This is a genomic window from Rhodococcus sp. UNC23MFCrub1.1, from assembly GCF_000686025.1.
Taxonomy (GTDB): domain Bacteria; phylum Actinomycetota; class Actinomycetes; order Mycobacteriales; family Mycobacteriaceae; genus Rhodococcoides.
Genome location: NZ_JMLQ01000002.1, coordinates 503,366 through 520,016, shown reverse-complemented (window position 1 = coordinate 520,016; position 16,651 = coordinate 503,366). Strand labels below are relative to the sequence as shown.

Here is a 16,651-nt window from a genome sequence, read left to right as displayed (position 1 = left end):
GTCCCACGAGAGGACCCCATGACATCGACGTCCGACGCCCTCACTCGCGCACTGAATGACGTGCCGTTGAAGGAGATGGACCCGTCACTGCTCGCCCACGCCATCCGGTACGAGGAGCGCGGTCGAGGACTGGAGACCTCACCGCTCGAGGATGCTCTCGCCGTGGCGTCCTACGCCCATCTGATGCAGCGCCGCACCACTCGCGGCGATCAGATCAACGATCCGTACATCACGCACCCGTCTCGAAACGTGCTGCGTCTCATGAGGTACGGATGTGCTGATCTCGACGTACTCGTGGCCACGGCCCTGCACGACACCGTCGAGGATCAGTCCGACCGCATCGTCGATCTACTCGGCGGGAGCCAGGCTCTCGGCGCACTCGAGGCACACTTCGGTGCGGAGGTCGCACGCCTCGTCGTGGCTGTCACCACCCCGCCGCGCACCGGCGAGGACCGTGCCGCGCAGTACGTCGAACACGTGACGGCGGTGATCCGCGATCCGAAGGTGTTTCTGGTGAAGGTGTCCGACTTCGTCGACAACGCCGGCAGCCTGAAGTATCTGGTCGACGAAGCGAAGCGGACGAAGCTGCTTCGCAAGTACGCACCCCTCGTGACCGTCTTCGAGGCGGCCGCCACCGAGCACGGCGAGGCACTCGGACTCACAGCCGATGGGATGGCAGATCTGCGCGATCACCTGGCGTCCATCAAGGAACAGACGGCGGGCTGACGTCCCGCCCCGCCCGATCCGCTCGACTTCCGGTCAGCCGCGAGGGTTGCGCCGCGCGCGGACGGCTGGTGCGGGCGCGAATCAGTCGTCGACGACGACCCCGTACCGAGTCGCCAGATCCGCGAGGCCGTCGTCGTACCCCTGCCCCACTGCTCGACACCTCCATGCGGTGCCCCGTCGGTAGATCTCGGTCAGAATGAGGCTCCGCTCGGTGGTCGCGGCGTCCAACACTGCAGTGGCGACGCGCGATTCAGGCGTGGAGAGCGAGATCGACACGGCACCAACATCACCGAAGGTGTGCTCGTTCTCGATCGCTGCGGCGATCACGATGCGCTCGATGTCGTCCGGCACGACACTCAGGTCGATGCGGACGCCCTGCTCACTGTCCCCGTCGAGGGACAGCACCACGGCCCCGTCGGACGTGGACGGGGCGTTGTAGAACACGAAGTCCTCGTCGCTGGACACCACCTCATCCGCTGTCGTCAGGAATGCGACCACGTCGACGGCGATGGGATCTGTGTCGGCGGCGCGCCACGATGCGTCCACCGTCACCACGGTGGTGTTCTCCGGCAGATCGACGACGCCTCCGCGCGGAACCAGCGGGGCCATCGACGGCCGGGTGATGACCTCGGCGCGCGGCGTCACCTCGTCGAGGTTCAAAGCCCTGTCCACGTCGATCGAGGACAGTGTCGTCAGCTGTCGTTCCCGTACGCGTGGCATGCGCGGGTCACCGTCGCCATGGGAGAGCAGGAGTACGTCGGTCACGCCCGCACTCAGATTGACAGCGGGGGTGGCTCCCAGCTGGATCAGTCGCGACCGCATGAGCACCGACTCCGCGTGGGAACCTCCCATCACCAGGACACGGCGAGTCGCCCACGGTGCGGCGGACGGCGCGGGCAGAGGCATCGTCGCCACGACGGGCTTCCGGGGGCCCTTCCGGGTGCCGGGGCGAACGACGCGCACCAGATCGTGCAGCACGTGCTCCGTGATCACCGGAATGCCCTGTGAGCGAGCCCGAGTCACTTTCACGCTCTCCGACGCGGGATCGGTACAGACGACGACACTGGTGTACCTGCTGACGGAGTTCATGACGTCGAGGCCGGCCTCGGTCAACTGCTCGGCCAGACGGAGTCGTGGGATGCGCGTGTCGCCGCTGATGACGACGCGCATTCCTTGAACCAGCCCGTGTGCGACGTCGAGCCGTCCGGGGTTCTCCCAGGCGCACTGTGTTCGAGGGATGGAGTCCGGGTAGAGCGTCAGGCGGTCACTGCAGGTGACGACCGGAAGTGGCAGATCGAGTGAGCGTGCCAGCCGAGAGCTGTGAGTGAAGATCTGCGCCAGGACGTGGGCATCGTCGTAGGCGTCGTGCGCCCGCGACTGCATCACCTTCCAGTGCGCGGCGAGGGTGGACAACTTGTGATTCGAGAGGTCGGGCTGGAGTCGTCGGGACAGAGCCAACGTGCACAACCGCTGACGCGTCGGCATGTCCAGACCGGCGCGCATGGATTCGAGCTTCAGAAATCCGTGATCGAAGCTCGCGTTGTGCGCCACCATCGTGCGTCCGTCGAGCATCGACATGAGCTGCGGCGCGATGTCCTCGAAGCGCGGAGCGCCGGCCAACCGCTCGGGTGTCAGCTTGTGAATGTGGACCGGGCCGGGATCGCACCCGGGGTTGACGAGAGTCGACATCTCACTCGCGACGCGTCCGTGATCGTCCAGCGTCAGGGCAGCAACACTCAGCACCCGGTCACGGTTCGCCTTCAGCCCTGACGTCTCGACGTCGACCACGACCCAGCGGTCGTCGGGCACCGAGGTTGCACTGCGCATGGACATCCACCTTCGCGAGGAAACAGACTGCCCGGTCACTATGCACGACGACTACGACATCTCAGTCGGCCGGCGCAGCCGTGCTCGCTCGGGTGACCAGGCTGGGGGCGATGCTGAAGCGTCGGGTGCTCGACTTACCGGACTCGATCTGCTCGAGCAGGATCTCGACGCTCCGGACGCCCACCTCGCTGAATTCCTGGCGGATCGTGGTGAGCGGCGGTGAGTAGAACTCGGCGTCGGGGACATCGTCGAAACCGACCAGGCTGATGTCCTCGGGAACCCGTCGCCCGTGGGCGTCGAGTGCGCGCAGCACTCCGAGCGCCATGGAGTCGTTTCCCGCGAACACGGCGGTGACACCTTTGATCTGCGCGAGGACGGTGCCGGCCGCGTAGCCCGACCGGGCGGTCCAGTCCCCGTTCATCATCGGCGGCGGATCGATCCCCCGCTCCTCGTGCACCGACCGCCACCCGCTCACCCGGTCCGCGGCCTCGTACCACCCCAGAGGCCCGGCCACGTGCCACACCTCTCGGTGCCCGAGTTCCAGGAGATGCGACGTGGCGTCCCTCGCTCCGAGGACCTGGTCGACGGACACCACCGCGAGATCTCCGGCGGGCGATCCCTCGACCGCGACGAGCGGCAGTTCGCCGGCCAGCCCCGCGATGTCGCCGTTGTCGGTACGCAGTGGCGCGACCACGACCACCCCGTCGACACCCTGCTTGTGCAGACTCCGAACGCACGCGTTGATGGCGTCCTCCTCCAGCGAGGTCGGAACCCCCACCAGCACCGAGTAGCCGGCTTGCCGGGCGGCCCGCTCGACGCTGTACAGCGTCGAGACCGGTCCGTGCAGAGCAACTCCCGTCGCGACGATGCCGATGGTGCGGTTGCTTCCGGTGACCAGAGCCCGAGCCGCGGTGTTGGGCCGATAGCCCAGCTGGGTGATGGCCTGCGTGACCCGCGCCCTGGTCGCGTCGGTGACGTGGGGATGACCGTTGATCACCCGCGAGACGGTCTGGTGGGACACCCCGGCAAGTTTGGCCACGTCCGTCATGGCCGGCCCTCGAATCGGCGTCACAGTTCCCCCCAGTTCACTCGTCCGTCGTCCAGGATCGCAGGTTCTGCCCCGCCGCGCCGATCTACCTCGACACGGGCGGCGACGCGGTGGCTGCGGGGGCAGCTTTCGTGTCGGTGGAACCGCCCAACATCTCGGCCGGAACCGGGAGACCCATGTAAGTGGACGGCGCCGGTTTCTCGGCCTTGTCCGGTCCACCCCCGCGTCCGCTGGCGGCTCGACGCTTCGTCCAGATGTCGAAGGCGACGGCCGCGAGAAGGACGAGGCCCTTGACCAACTGGACTCGCTCGCTGGGTGATCCGATGAGCGACATCCCGCTGTTGATGACGGCGATGATCAGTCCGCCGGTGAGTGCACCGACGATGCGCCCGACGCCACCCTGCACGGCTGCGCCACCGATGAACGCGGCCGCGATGGCGTCGAGCTCGAATCCGTTGCCTGCGGTGGGGCCGGCCTGGTTGAGTCGGCCGGCGAAGATGATTCCCGCCAGGGCCGACAGGACACCCATGTTCACGAACAGCCAGAACGTGACCGGCTTGACCTTGATGCCGGAGAGCGATGCGGCGTGGATGTTGCCGCCGATGGCGTAGACGTGCCGGCCGAACACGGTCTTGCCCGCCAGTGTCGAGTACCCCATCACCAGTACCGCGAGGAGGATCAACACGTACGGCAGGTTCTTGAAGCGGGCCAGCTGCACGGCGATCGCCAGCACGAGCAGTCCGGCGAAGGTGACCTTGGCCAGGAACAGCGGCAGTGCATCGACGACCTGGCCGTACTTCTGACGTCCGGTTCGAGTCCGCCACTGGCTGAACACGATTCCGCCGATGGCGGCGATGGCGACCAGCAGCGTGAAGATGTCGGCGCCGCCGAGGGGTCCGAGGCCGACGTTGCCCAGGAATCCGGGAAGGAAGCCGTTGGAGAGTGTCCGCACCGGACCGGGGAACGGCCCGATGCCCTGATTGCCGAGCACGATCAGGGTGACTGCGCGGAAGACGAGCATGCCCGCCAGAGTCACGATGAACGCGGGGATGCCGAAGTACGCGACCCAGTAGCCCTGCCAGGCTCCGATCAGTCCGCCCACGACGAGCGTGATCAGCACCGCCAGCGGCCACGGAACGTTCTGTTGGACCATGAGAACACCCGCGATGGCGCCGGTGGCCGCGACCACCGATCCCACCGACAGGTCGATGTGGCCGGCGATGATGATCACGACCATGCCGATGGCCAGGATCAGGATGTAGGAGTTCTGCACCACCATGTTGCTGATGTTCTGCGGCACCAGAAGTTGTCCACCGGTGAGCGCGGTGAAGAGCAGGATGATCAACGCGAAGGCGATGAAAATTCCGCTCTGGCGGAGGTTTCGCGTGAGCAGCCCCCGGACGGTCGACAGCTGATTCATCGAAGTACTCCTGTTCCACGGGTCATGAGATGCATGAGAGATTCCTGCGTCGCGTCCTCCCGAGTCACCTCACCGGTGATGCGGCCTGCGGACAGCGCGTAGATCCGATCGCACAGCCCCAACAGTTCGGGCAGCTCGGACGAGATCACGAGAACGGCCTTTCCTGCATCGGCGAGGCTGTTGATGATCGAATAGATTTCGAACTTGGCGCCGACGTCGATTCCTCGCGTCGGCTCGTCGAGAATGAGCACGTCCGGATCACTGAAGATCCACTTGCTCAACACGACCTTCTGCTGGTTGCCACCGGACAGCTTGCCGACGACGGCGTCCACGTTGGGGGCCTTGATGTTCATGCTCTTGCGGAAACCCTCGGCAACCTCGTACTCGTGGTTGTCGTCGACGAATCCGTGAGCGACCAACTTGTCCAGGGCCGCGGTGGAGATGTTGCGCTTGATGTCGTCGATCAGGTTGAGCCCGTAGCGCTTGCGATCCTCGGTCGCGTACGCGAGGCCGTGGTCGATCGCGTCGTTGACCGACTTGATGTGGATCTCTGTGCCGTACTTGTACAGCCGCCCGGTGATGTCCGTGCCGTAGCTGCGCCCGAAGACGCTCATGGCCAGCTCCGTACGGCCGGCACCCATCAGACCGGCGAGGCCGACTATCTCGCCGCGTCGCAGCGTGAGGTTCGCCTTGTCGACGACCATGCGGCCGTGCTGGGTGGGACTGTGCACGGTCCAGTCCTCGATCCGCAGCACCTCCTCCCCCACCGTCGATTCGTGCGGCGGGAAGCGGTGCTCGAGATCGCGGCCGACCATGAGCGAGATGATGCGATCCTCGGTGACGTCCGGGTCACGCATGTCCAGTGTCTCGATGGTCCGACCGTCACGGATGATCGTGGTCCGGTCGGCGATGGCCGCGATCTCGTTGAGCTTGTGCGAGATGATCACGCACGTGATGCCCTCGTCCCGCAGCCCGCGCAGCAGCTCGAGCAGATGGGTGGAATCCGAGTCGTTCAGCGCTGCGGTCGGTTCGTCGAGAATCAGCAGCGTCACGTCCTTGGACAGTGCCTTCGCGATCTCCACGAGTTGCTGCTTTCCGACACCGAGGTCGTTGACGACGGTGACCGGGTTCTCCCGCAGCCCTACACGGTTCAGTAGGGCTGCGGCCTCGGAGTTGGTGCGGTTCCAGTCGATGAACCCACGCTTGGACCGCTCGTTGCCGAGGAAGATGTTCTCGGCGATCGACAGATACGGACTGAGCGCGAGTTCCTGGTGGATGATGACGATGCCCTTGGCTTCGCTGCTCCGGATGTCGGAGAACTCGCAGGCCTGACCGTCGAACACGATGTCGCCGTCGAATGTGTCATGGGGATACACACCCGACAGAACCTTCATGAGCGTGGACTTTCCCGCGCCGTTCTCGCCGCAGATCGCGTGTATTTCGCCGCGCTCCACCGTCAAGGTGACATCCTGCAGTGCTTTCACGCCCGGGAACGTCTTGGTGATCCCGCGCATCTCCAAGATCTGGCTCGTCATCACCGAACTCACTTCAATTGATCCTGGGTGTAGTAGCCGCCCTCGACGAGAAGCTTCTCGTAGTTGTCCTTGTAGACGATCTCGGGCTGCAGCAGGTATGCGGGAACGACCTTCTCGCCGTTGTCGTAGTCGGTCGTGTTGTTGGTCTCGGGCGTCTGGCCGTCGAGCACCGCCTGCGCCATCTGGATCGTGACCGCAGCCAACTCGCGCGTGTCCTTGTAGATGGTGGAGTACTGCTCACCGGCGATGATGGACTTCACCGACGGCACCTCGGCGTCCTGGCCGGTGACGATCGGGTAGGGCTGACCGGCAGTTCCGTACCCGTTGCTCTTCAGCGCGGACAGAATTCCGATCGACAGGCCGTCGTACGGGGACAGCACGCCCTGCACCTTCTGGCCCGACGAGTACGTCTTGGTCAGCAGGTCCTCCATGCGCTTCTGCGCGGTGGCCGGGTCCCAGCGAAGGGTCGCGGCCGTCTCGAAGTCGGACTCGCCGCTGCCGATCTTCAGGGTTCCCTTGTCCAGATACGGCTTCAGGGTCTCCATGGCACCGTCGAAGAAGAAGGTGGCGTTGTTGTCGTCGGGTGAACCGGCGAAGACCTCGATGTTGAACGGTCCGGCGGGGGCGTCGGCCTTGTCGGTGCCGTCCTCGTTCTTCAGGCCCAGGCCGACCAGCAGCGACGTTGCCTGGTCGACGCCGACCTTGTAGTTGTCGAAGGTGGCGTAGTAGTCGACGTTCGGCGAGTTGCGGATCAAGCGGTCGTACGCGATGACGCCGATGCCGTTGTCCTTGGCTTCCTGCAGCTGCGTGGTGATGGCGGTGCCGTCGACGGACGCCACGATCAGCAGCTTCGCGCCCTGGGTGATCTGGTTCTCGATCTGGTTGACCTGGGTGGGAATGTCGTTCTCCGCGTACTGCAGATCGACCTTGTAGCCCTTCGACTCCAGCGCGCTCTTGAGGTTGTCGCCGTCGGCGATCCACCGGGCGGACGACTTCGTCGGCATCGTGACGCCGATCAGGGCGCCGGCCGTGTCGCCTCCCGCCGAGGGGGCGACGTCGGCAGTCTTCGTGCTGGACCCGCACGCGGTCACCGTGATCGCTATCGCCACCGCGGCCGCAGCCACCGGTAGGTGTCGGAACTTCATCGTGTCTCCTCGGGTGGTGGCTGGTCGGCAGGGCCGGCATTCGATTCGCCGTGCTGCGGATCATGCTGCTGTCGAGTGGTGTGAATCACACCGCCCAGCGAGTGTGAGCGATAACATCGACGATGTCAACGGGTCCTCCGAACTGGACTTTGCGATGTGTTAGCGCTAACAGAGTCCGCGAGTCGATCCGCGGTGTCACCACCCCGCTCAGACCACCGTTATGCTTCTGTGCATACAACTACCGAATCAGGACGACTCATGACTCACCCCGGATCGCACGCCTTCGACGACGGCCTCACCCTCGAGCCTCTGGGCGACGGTCGCTACCGCGGCCGGACCTCCGCGCCGTACAACAACATGGTCGGCCCCTTCGGCGGGCTCACCGCCGCGACGCTGGTCCGGGCCGTCGAGCTTCATCCCGACCGACTGGGCGACCCGGTGACGCTGACCGTGAACTTCGCGGGGCCCATCGCCGAGGGCGAGTTCGAGATCTCCACTCGCGCCGTGCGGACGAATCGCAGCAACCAGCACTGGTACCTGGAACTGAGCCAGGACGGCACGGTCGCCACCACCGCGACCGCGGTCTTCGGTACGCGCCGCACCACCTGGGACGCCCTCGAGTCGTCGCCGCCCGCGATGCCCGACCCCGCGGACGTCGACACGATCGACTTCCCCGAGTTCATCGCCTGGGCGAACAACTACGAGATGCGGTTCACCGCCGGCGCATTGACCGAGACAGAGTCCGCCGATTCCGTTGCGACGCTGTGGGTCCGGGACTCTCCCCCGCGCCCGATGGACTTCGCGTCCCTGACGTCGATGAGCGATATCTTCTACCCGCGGGTCTTCCAGCGGCGCGGGAAGTACGTCGCCGCCGGAACCATCTCGCTCACCGTGCACTACTTCGCGACGGCGGAGGATCTGGCGGCGCAGTCCGACGGGTACGTCCTCGGGACCGCGCACGCACGACGATTCCATCAGGGCTACTTCGACCAGACCGCCGAGCTGTGGAGCACCAGCGGCACTCTCCTCGCCACCGGACACCAGGTCGTCTACTACAAGGACTGATATCGGGTCCCTGCCGAGCCGCAGTGTGCACAATGTGACACAGGGCACGTAGGTCGTGCGCCTCGCGGATCGACCAGCAGGAGAGTCATGAAGAGCACCATGCAGGACACCCCGTTGTCCATCGGCCAGCTCGTTCGATACGGCACGTCGATGCACGCATCGGCGACGATCACCACGTGGAGCGAGGCGGGGCCGTCGAACATCACGTTCGCCGAGCTCGGTCGACGCGCCGCCAGACTCGCCCACGGTCTTCGAGCGCTCGGGATCGACGGGGACCAGCGCGTCGCAACCTTCATGTGGAACAACTCGCAGCACATGGAGGCCTACATGGCCGTGCCGGCCATGGGTGCCGTGCTGCACACGCTGAACATCCGCCTGTTCCCCGAGCAGCTCACGTACATCGTCGAGCACGCCGAGGACAGCGTCATCATCGCCGACGCCAGTCTGCTCCCCCTGCTGACGCCGCTCCTGCCGACCATGACGACCGTGCGGCACCTCGTCGTCGTGGGCGCCGACCCCGCACAGGTGCAGGCACCGGACCACATCGAGGTGCTCGGCTACGAGGACGTGCTCGCAGGCCACCCCGACGAGTACGACTGGCCCGAGCTCGACGAACGATCCGCTGCAGCAATGTGTTACACCTCGGGCACCACCGGTGACCCGAAAGGCGTCGTCTACTCGCACCGATCGATTTGGCTGCACTCGATGCAGGTCTGCATGACCGATGCCATGGCGCTCGCGCAGTCGGACACCGTGCTCGCCATCGTGCCGATGTTCCACGCCATGTCCTGGGGACTGCCGTACGCCGCGCTGATGGTGGGGGCGTCGCTCATCATGCCGGATCGCTTCCTGCAACCGGCGCCTCTGGCAGAGATGATGACGACGCTGCGACCCACCGCAGCCGCCGCTGTCCCCACCATCTGGCAGGCACTGCTCGCCCACCTCGAGGACCACCCGGCGGACCTGTCGAGCCTGCGCGACGTCACCGTGGGCGGCAGCGCCTGCCCGCCCAGCCTGATGCGGGCGTTCCACGAGAAGTACGGCGTACCCATCTCCCAGGCGTGGGGCATGACGGAGACGTCGCCGCTCGGCACGTCCGGGCGCCCCGACGTCGGACTGTCTCCGGAGGACGAGTTCGACTTGCGTTGCACTCAGGGACGTTTCGTGTCCGCTGTCCGCGCTCGCCTGGTCGACGATTCGGGCACCGTCCTGCCGTGGGACGGCACGCACGTCGGCGAACTCGAGGTGCGCGGGCCGTGGATCACGGGCAGCTACTACCGCAGCGACGCGTCCGACAAGTTCGACGACGGGTGGCTGCGGACCGGCGATGTCGGCACCATCTCCGAGGGCGGATACCTGACGCTGACGGACCGGTCGAAGGACATCATCAAGTCCGGTGGGGAATGGATCTCGTCCGTCGAGCTCGAGAACCACGTCATGGAGCATTCCGCTGTGCGCGAGGCCGCGGTCATCGGTGTGCCCGACGAGAAGTGGGACGAGCGACCACTCGTCGCCGTCGTCGTGCGCGAGGGTCAGACCGTGACCGCGGAGGAGCTCCGCGACTTCCTCGACGGCCGAGTTGCGCACTGGCAGTTGCCGGAACGCTGGACCTTCATCGACGAGGTGCCGAAGACGAGTGTCGGCAAGTTCGACAAGAAGCGGCTGCGCGGGTCGCATGCGGACGGTGCGCTGGAGGTCGTCGAGGTCGGCTGACGCGAACGTCAGACGCGGGAGACCAGGAGGTCCGTGGACCCCTCGAAGGCACTCCCCGGTGGAGCTGCGGGTGGGGCGTAGTTGAAGCGGTACCGGGTCGGCTCACTCAGTCGAGTCCGCGCCCACTCTTCTGTCAGGGGCTGGACGGGGAAGGTCGAGACGATCTGGGCCGTCGAACTCGTCACCAGTCCGTACACGACTGCGGTCGAACCGCTTAGGGGATCGGCGACGTAGACGGTGCGCATCGCGTTGGCGGTGTCGACCACCTCGTCGAAGGCGAGGACGACTCGTGTGGTTCCGACCGGATCGCTGAGCGCCGGCAGGACCGTGGATGCGACGCGCTCCATCAGAGGGGTCTCGGATGCCGTCGGCTGAAGGCAAGTGGGCTCCTTGCCAAAGGCGACGGCCAGGTCGCTCGTGAGCCACCTCTGACGTTTCAGTCCGTACGGGGTGACCACTGTCGACAGCAGGTAGCCGTACGTGTGCATCAGTCCCGCATGGCCGATGGGGAAGTCGTAGACATCGGTCAGCCCTCTGTGGAGCCAGGCGAAGGTCGCCTCGTCGAACACCGGTGCCTGCACGTTGTCGTCGATCACCGTCGACGACGTCCAGTGGGCCAACTGCTCGACATCGTGCTGCGATGCAAGGACTTGCCTCACCAGCCACGGGGTGGGTGCGCTCGACTCATCCAGGTCGCCCGTCCTGCTGAGAAGTGCCGCAGTGGCGAACAGGCCGTCCTCGCCGGTCAAGCCAGCGGGAGAAGATAGTTGGTCACGTCGTCCCAGGTGGCGAATTTCTCGGTACCGAACGGGATCAGCTCACCCTCGAATGTCTCTGCACCGTTGGCACGTCGATCATCCACCAGGAAATCTCCCCGGTTGAGGTTCTTGTGGTGGGAGAGGATGAGGCGCTTGTAGGCCACCGACCCCGACTCGTAGCCCAGGTGCCACTGCACCCACTTGACCTTGTCGTGCCACGCCTGGGCGTTCTTCCATGGTGCAGTGGACAGGATGTAGGTGTCGAAATGTTCGGCGAGCAGGGCGTATGCGTCCAACGCGCCCTTGATCGGATCCATCAGCGAGAAGATGCGCGGAACCTCGTCCAGGTCGTTCTCGAAACCCACGATCTCCGACGGATGCAACCGGTCGATCCCGGATTGGAAATCGACGAGCGTGTTGTCGAGGTCGACGTACAGAATCTTCTTCTTTTCAGGCATGCGTCTCCCGGTGAGAAAAATGAGGGGGTTGCCGTCCGAGTGGAGGCAACATCAACATAGCAGTGGGCACCGACAACCCATGTTCCACGAGAGCAGGTGGATTCACCTGTGACTGATTGCGTAATTGCATCGAGTTTCACGCGCCGAAAAAGTGAGGTCCGAGCTCTGAAGGCATGCATGGACTCGTCGCCGAGCGTCATAAACAGTACGAGTGGTATGAAGGGGCGTCCTCACACAGCCGAGCGAGAAGCGAGCCATGGACGAGAAGACACCGCCACGCCACGACACGCTGATGTCTACGTTCGTCGTCGTGTCCATCGTCGCGGTCGGCATCGTCGTTGCCGGTGTGACAACCCCGCCGGAGGAACCGGAGCTGACGGTGCAGCCGGTGACTCCGGTCGAGACGACTGCTCCCCCAGTGGTGCCCGATGTCGATCTGGTGACGCCCGACGTCGAGTACCCGACGACCATTCCGGGCTGCGACACGGTGGATCCCCCTGTGGACGCGCGCTATTTCAGCGTGGTGAGCGGAGGAGAGTCGTCCTACGACAATCCGGCAGCGCCATGGTTCTCCGGTCCGAAAGCGCACCTCATGTCGAAGGCGCTTCTCAAAGCTCTGCCGGCGGATCTCAGTATCGGCCAGAGCAGGCTTCCCTACTTCGAACCGATCCCGGTGTACGAGAACGTGCCCGAAGAAGAGCAGTTCGATACCACCTCGGCACTGCTCGATGTCGTGCAGGGAGACCGGTCCGGATACATCGGCGTCGGCGTTTCTCGCCGAACCGAGGGCATCCCTCCATGCGTCGCGGGCGCGTTGGACAAACGTGAGTCGCTCAGCGATGGCACCGTGGTGGACACCCGGGACACGTGGCAGGAAGTCGACGGTGCTCGGACCTCCATGCGGAGCGCCAGCGTCTACCGCACGGACGGATCGTGGATCCATGCCTACGCGTCGGCGCCAGGTACTGAGGACGCCTTGCCGATCTCGATCGACTCGTTGGTCCGCATCGCGACCGACCCAGCGTTCGTGACGTCCACACCTGCGCCCCCGGGGACGCCGGGCAACATCTCCGAATGCACGTCGTACCCGGGCACCGACGGAGTCGCAACCGACTTCACCGCGCCCGTCGTGGATTCCCTGAACGCGGCGCTGGGCCGGGCGGACACCGGAGCTCTCGCCCCGGTTCCACCCTTGGGAGCATTACATTCCAGCCCGTACGGTGACGGAGTCTGTCAGGTCGTGAACAGCGCTGCCGGCCGACTGACCGTCACTGTCGGGAGCCCGGTGCGGCCGGAGCTACTGCAGGAAGAACCGCAGGTGCTCAGTCCCATACCGATCGAGACCGGCACGGTGGTGTCGATCACCACCGCGTCGGGCCTGGGCATCACACTCGCCACCGAGAACCCCTGGGACACCGCGGAGCTCGAGCGCATCGCCCGCACCCCGGAGTTGATCTCCCAATGATGCACACACGTCTGATCGTCGCGGGAACCGTCGCTGCCGTCTCTGTCGCAGCTGCCGTCGTCGTGGTCACTCAGGACCGAACGACGACCGTCAAGCGCATCACCGACGCGTCTGCCTCGGCACCGGGGGTTGCGTGGACCCTGGACGCGGCGGACAGCGGACTCGACGGCGCCCGTTTCGCCGACCCGCGAGCGGGGTCGATGTATCCCTACGCAGCGGGGTCGATCCGAATCGATGACCACCTCCTGACCATCGCCGCCGTCGTGGACTCGGAAGGACCCTCGACGGAGGCGCGACTGATGTCGATCGACATCGTGTCGGGCGCACTCGAGTGGTCGGTGCCGGCGACGGACCTGCAGTCGTGTGCGGAACAGCCCATCGATAACCAGTTGGTCTGCATCACACCGAGTTACGCCGAAGACGCGACGCTTCGCACCTTCGATCTCACGACCGGCGAGTCCGCGACGCACGGGGATACGTCGGATACGTTCGCCATGACAGTCTCGAACGGACACATCTATACGACCAGCGGCAACCTGGAAGACGCGGACGTCACCTTACATCGCGGAACTGTGGACGATCTGTCCGCCGACTGGACGGCTCCCCTGCAGGCGTGGGCCGGCTGGGAGGACCAGTATGCGGATCAGCTCGCAGTCGCCGACGGCACTGGGCGCTTCGATGTCGGCGGCGGCTTCTCGACATTCGATCCTGAGACGGGCGAGCAGATCTGGGCCTCCGACGTACTGGACGATTGCTTCTCCGGCGGCTACAGAACGCTCGGCGACGTCGTTATCGGCTCACGGCTGGACTGCGATTCCTACGAGCCGGTGGGCGGCATCGCCTACTCACGCACAGGAGACGTACTCGTCGAGTCGGCGAACCAGGTGCCGACGTACCTGACCATCGACGAGCCGACGGACGAATCCGTGCCCTTCGTTCTCGGTGACGCCGCCTATGACCGCACGACCGGCGAGAAGCGTTGGAGCAACGACAAGCTGATCGTCGATCGTCCCGCGGATGACTACAACGAAGCGAGCACGTACGGCGCGTTGCAGTCGGTGATCGGTGATGTCGGGATCCTGTCCGGCGAGTCGTCCATGATCGGACTCGACATGATCACGGGTGAAGAGCTGTGGGAAGCAGAGTCATTCTCGCCGGTCGGAACGGACGGTGACGTGATGATCGCAGTGCGCGAAAGCGATCTCGTGGCCGTCGATCTGCACTCCGGCGATGTGGTGTGGACCGCCCCTCTGGAGAATTTCAGGGAGGGCGAGCGTCTCAGCCCTGAAACTATGATCGGTGGAGAGGGCGGCGCTCAAATCCTGCAGTCAGGATCGGAGATCGTCAGTCTGGCCCCTCTTCCGAGCTGACTCGGCTCGCCGGTAGCGATTCGGCCATATCCCACCTTACGGTCACAAGGTTGGATATGGCCCGGTCGTATCCAACCTTGTCGACGGTGTCGGACGTCGATGCCACTCTCGGCAGTGCCTGGTTCCCACGGCACAGGACCCCACTCCCGCCGACGACCCTTGTCGTGACCACCAGTTGCGATCGGAGAGGATGTTCCCGATGCCACCACGTAGACGCTCCACCACGACTCGCACTGTGAGGGCCGGGCAGAGCAGCGCAGCCCGGAAGTTCGCCGGCACCGCGAAGAAGCCGACCAAGCGCCGCGCACCCGCGAAGAAGACCGCAGCTCCCGACCTCCGCGTGCCCGACGCCGGCGAGCGCGTGTGGGTGCTGGACGTTCCCTTCGAGGAACGCTCCGCAGCGAGTGCTGCGGGAGCGCGCTGGTACCCCGGCCCACGAGTGTTCGCGTACTACGGCACCGAGTTGCCCGAGTACCTGCAGCCGTACGAGTCCACCCCGTACAGCCTGCAGCGGTGGCTCGAGGACGACGCGAACGAGACGTGGCGACCGGAGACTGTCCGGCCCCGGTCGATGCAGCCACGGGAGACGCAGCTCGAGTCGGTGCGCCGCCAGCTCACCGCCCTCGATGAGGGCTTCCCCTACTTCGCGCAGATGGACTCGACGGGTCTGGGCAAGACACTGTCCGTCTGCGAAGCGGTGCGGCAGATGTCGGCTGCCGAGATCGGCACCGTGCTGGTCGTCGCGCCGAAGGGTGCGCTGCCGGGGTGGCGGCGCACCATCGCGGACAGTGAGGCCGACGTCGAGCCGTCCGACCGTAAACGGTGGCTCCTCATCACGTACCAGTCGACGAAGAAGCTGCTCTCGGTGCCGCCCGAGACCGATCTGGGTAAACGCAAACGGACACAGAACAAGCGGACCATCGCGCTCGGTGAACTCCGGTTCGAGATCGACGTCGTCATCGCCGACGAGTGCCATGCGCTGATGAACATCGAGTCCCAGCAGTCGCAGATTCTGTGGCGGTACCAGGAGGCCGCTCGGTCGGTCGTGTGGATGTCTGCCACGCCCGGCTATCAACCGCTGCACTTCGCCTACATGGCGCGCGCGATCGAGCAGTCACGCGGCGTCGAAATCGTGGGCGACGACGACCAGCTCGGTTACGCCCTCACCGTGAAGTGGGCCAACTTCCTCGAAGAGTCCGGCTTCGCGATCAAGGCCGGCAAGGCGTCGACAGGGCTGGCCACGTGGCGCTGGGAGCCGGAGGATGCTGCCCGTCGCGAGCGCGATATCGCCGCCGTGCACGGGTGGTTGTCGGGAGGTGCTGTGCCGTGGTCGATCTCGCGACCGTCCCCGCCCACACCACGTGAACCGCTCGGGCAAGAACTGACCGCCGCGCAGAAGCGGCTGTACAACTCCGCATGGGTCGACTATCGCAAGGAGGTCGGTCTGCCGATGTGGAAGGTGTCCGGCGGCAAACGGGTGCTGCAGAAGAATCCGAGTGTTCGCGCTGCAACGCTGCGGTTCCGCCAGAAGTGTTCGTACCTCCGCATTCCCGCGTCCGCCGACCAAGTGCGCACGTGGGTGAAGGCCGGCAACCAGGTGTTCGTGTCGATGTTCTACCGCGAGTCCGTCGCCGCTCTCGCCGACGACTTGCGCGAGAGCGGGCTTGCCGTTGCGGTGGTCGACGGAAGCATGAGCAGTCCGGAGCAGGAGGCCGAGATCCGGCGCTTCCAAACCGGGGACGCGACCGTCATCGTGTCGACCACAACGAGCGCCATCAACCTGCACACCAACGAGATGCTGCTGCCCGAAGGCACGACGTCCACGCTCGCGCCGCGGGTGACGCTGATCCACGACCCTCGGTGGACACCCATCGATATCCGCCAGATCGAGGGCCGCGCCAACCGCATCGACAAGGACCACAACCACACGACGTCCACCTGCTACTACGGCTACGCCGAGGGGACCGTCGAGGAGGAGATGGTGCTGACCGGAGTGGAGCGAATCGCCGACCTGGGATCGATCGTCGGTCAGGCCGATCTGATCGATCCGGAAGCGTTCCTGGCGGCTCGGGTTACTGCTGACAGCTAGTCATCATCCGGCAGTACATAGCTGTGGCAGAT

General features: G+C 65.3%; 13 protein-coding genes. 6 read left to right on the top strand and 7 right to left on the bottom strand.

Annotated features, from left to right (window positions below; all coding sequences use genetic code 11):
* The first annotated feature begins 18 nt into the window (after positions 1 to 18).
* Positions 19 to 726, top strand: a complete 708-nt coding sequence (locus BR07_RS0107315; protein ID WP_037184856.1) for an HD domain-containing protein — start codon at positions 19 to 21, stop codon at positions 724 to 726.
* 81 nt (positions 727 to 807) lie between these two features.
* Here BR07_RS0107315 and BR07_RS0107310 read toward each other — a convergent pair whose 3' ends face one another.
* The 5 genes from BR07_RS0107310 to chvE form a co-directional block, all read right to left on the bottom strand.
* Positions 808 to 2,553 carry a TerD family protein gene (locus BR07_RS0107310; RefSeq protein ID WP_027504869.1) on the bottom strand — a complete coding sequence of 582 codons (1,746 nt, stop codon included), beginning with the start codon at positions 2,551 to 2,553 and terminating at the stop codon, positions 808 to 810.
* A 61-nt stretch (positions 2,554 to 2,614) separates the two neighbouring features.
* Positions 2,615 to 3,625, bottom strand: coding sequence for a LacI family DNA-binding transcriptional regulator (locus tag BR07_RS0107305; protein ID WP_197027747.1), 1,011 nt, complete (start codon positions 3,623 to 3,625; stop codon positions 2,615 to 2,617).
* 61 nt (positions 3,626 to 3,686) lie between these two features.
* Complete coding sequence (gene mmsB, locus BR07_RS0107300) at positions 3,687 to 5,021, bottom strand: multiple monosaccharide ABC transporter permease (RefSeq protein ID WP_027504867.1); 1,335 nt, start codon at positions 5,019 to 5,021, stop codon at positions 3,687 to 3,689.
* Positions 5,018 to 6,556, bottom strand: a complete 1,539-nt coding sequence (gene mmsA / locus BR07_RS0107295; RefSeq protein WP_027504866.1) for a multiple monosaccharide ABC transporter ATP-binding protein — start codon at positions 6,554 to 6,556, stop codon at positions 5,018 to 5,020. Before mmsA ends, mmsB begins: the two co-directional genes overlap by 4 nt.
* An 8-nt stretch (positions 6,557 to 6,564) precedes the next feature.
* Positions 6,565 to 7,701, bottom strand: a complete 1,137-nt coding sequence (gene chvE / locus BR07_RS0107290; RefSeq protein WP_027504865.1) for a multiple monosaccharide ABC transporter substrate-binding protein — start codon at positions 7,699 to 7,701, stop codon at positions 6,565 to 6,567.
* A 258-nt stretch (positions 7,702 to 7,959) separates the two neighbouring features.
* Here chvE and BR07_RS0107285 point away from each other — a divergent pair, with 258 nt between their 5' ends.
* Together BR07_RS0107285 and BR07_RS0107280 are read left to right on the top strand one after the other, a co-directional pair.
* Complete coding sequence (locus BR07_RS0107285; RefSeq protein ID WP_027504864.1) at positions 7,960 to 8,766, top strand: acyl-CoA thioesterase; 807 nt, start codon at positions 7,960 to 7,962, stop codon at positions 8,764 to 8,766.
* A gap of 87 nt (positions 8,767 to 8,853) precedes the next feature.
* Positions 8,854 to 10,479, top strand: a complete 1,626-nt coding sequence (locus BR07_RS0107280) for a long-chain fatty acid--CoA ligase (RefSeq protein ID WP_027504863.1) — start codon at positions 8,854 to 8,856, stop codon at positions 10,477 to 10,479.
* An 8-nt stretch (positions 10,480 to 10,487) separates the two neighbouring features.
* Here the strand turns inward: BR07_RS0107280 and BR07_RS27330 are convergent, their stop codons facing one another.
* Both BR07_RS27330 and BR07_RS0107270 read right to left on the bottom strand, forming a co-directional pair.
* Complete coding sequence (locus BR07_RS27330) at positions 10,488 to 11,138, bottom strand: hypothetical protein (protein WP_197027746.1); 651 nt, start codon at positions 11,136 to 11,138, stop codon at positions 10,488 to 10,490.
* A gap of 86 nt (positions 11,139 to 11,224) precedes the next feature.
* Complete coding sequence (locus tag BR07_RS0107270; RefSeq protein ID WP_027504862.1) at positions 11,225 to 11,695, bottom strand: 5' nucleotidase, NT5C type; 471 nt, start codon at positions 11,693 to 11,695, stop codon at positions 11,225 to 11,227.
* A 256-nt stretch (positions 11,696 to 11,951) separates the two neighbouring features.
* On the opposite strand from BR07_RS0107270, the gene BR07_RS23720 reads away from it, so the two are divergent.
* The 3 genes from BR07_RS23720 (at position 11,952) to BR07_RS0107255 (ending at position 16,619) form a co-directional block, all read left to right on the top strand.
* On the top strand, positions 11,952 to 13,160 hold the full coding sequence (locus BR07_RS23720; RefSeq protein ID WP_051613137.1) for a hypothetical protein: 1,209 nt from the start codon (positions 11,952 to 11,954) through the stop codon (positions 13,158 to 13,160).
* Positions 13,161 to 13,459: 299 nt separating this feature from the next.
* Complete coding sequence (locus tag BR07_RS0107260; RefSeq protein WP_155956960.1) at positions 13,460 to 14,530, top strand: outer membrane protein assembly factor BamB family protein; 1,071 nt, start codon at positions 13,460 to 13,462, stop codon at positions 14,528 to 14,530.
* A gap of 199 nt (positions 14,531 to 14,729) precedes the next feature.
* On the top strand, positions 14,730 to 16,619 hold the full coding sequence (locus BR07_RS0107255) for a helicase-related protein (RefSeq protein WP_231476233.1): 1,890 nt from the start codon (positions 14,730 to 14,732) through the stop codon (positions 16,617 to 16,619).
* Positions 16,620 to 16,651: the final 32 nt, after the last annotated feature.

What these genes read in the sequence shown, in the direction of transcription:
- BR07_RS0107315 (WP_037184856.1), top strand. Translation starts at nt 19, where the DNA reads ATGACATCGACGTCCGACGCCCTCACTCGCGCACTGAATGACGTGCCG.
- BR07_RS0107310 (WP_027504869.1), bottom strand. Translation starts at nt 2,553, where the DNA reads ATGCGCAGTGCAACCTCGGTGCCCGACGACCGCTGGGTCGTGGTCGAC.
- mmsB (WP_027504867.1), bottom strand. Translation starts at nt 5,021, where the DNA reads ATGAATCAGCTGTCGACCGTCCGGGGGCTGCTCACGCGAAACCTCCGC.
- mmsA (WP_027504866.1), bottom strand. Translation starts at nt 6,556, where the DNA reads ATGACGAGCCAGATCTTGGAGATGCGCGGGATCACCAAGACGTTCCCG.
- chvE (WP_027504865.1), bottom strand. Translation starts at nt 7,701, where the DNA reads ATGAAGTTCCGACACCTACCGGTGGCTGCGGCCGCGGTGGCGATAGCG.
- BR07_RS0107285 (WP_027504864.1), top strand. Translation starts at nt 7,960, where the DNA reads ATGACTCACCCCGGATCGCACGCCTTCGACGACGGCCTCACCCTCGAG.
- BR07_RS0107280 (WP_027504863.1), top strand. Translation starts at nt 8,854, where the DNA reads ATGAAGAGCACCATGCAGGACACCCCGTTGTCCATCGGCCAGCTCGTT.
- BR07_RS0107270 (WP_027504862.1), bottom strand. Translation starts at nt 11,695, where the DNA reads ATGCCTGAAAAGAAGAAGATTCTGTACGTCGACCTCGACAACACGCTC.
- BR07_RS23720 (WP_051613137.1), top strand. Translation starts at nt 11,952, where the DNA reads ATGGACGAGAAGACACCGCCACGCCACGACACGCTGATGTCTACGTTC.
- BR07_RS0107260 (WP_155956960.1), top strand. Translation starts at nt 13,460, where the DNA reads ATGTCGATCGACATCGTGTCGGGCGCACTCGAGTGGTCGGTGCCGGCG.
- BR07_RS0107255 (WP_231476233.1), top strand. Translation starts at nt 14,730, where the DNA reads ATGCCACCACGTAGACGCTCCACCACGACTCGCACTGTGAGGGCCGGG.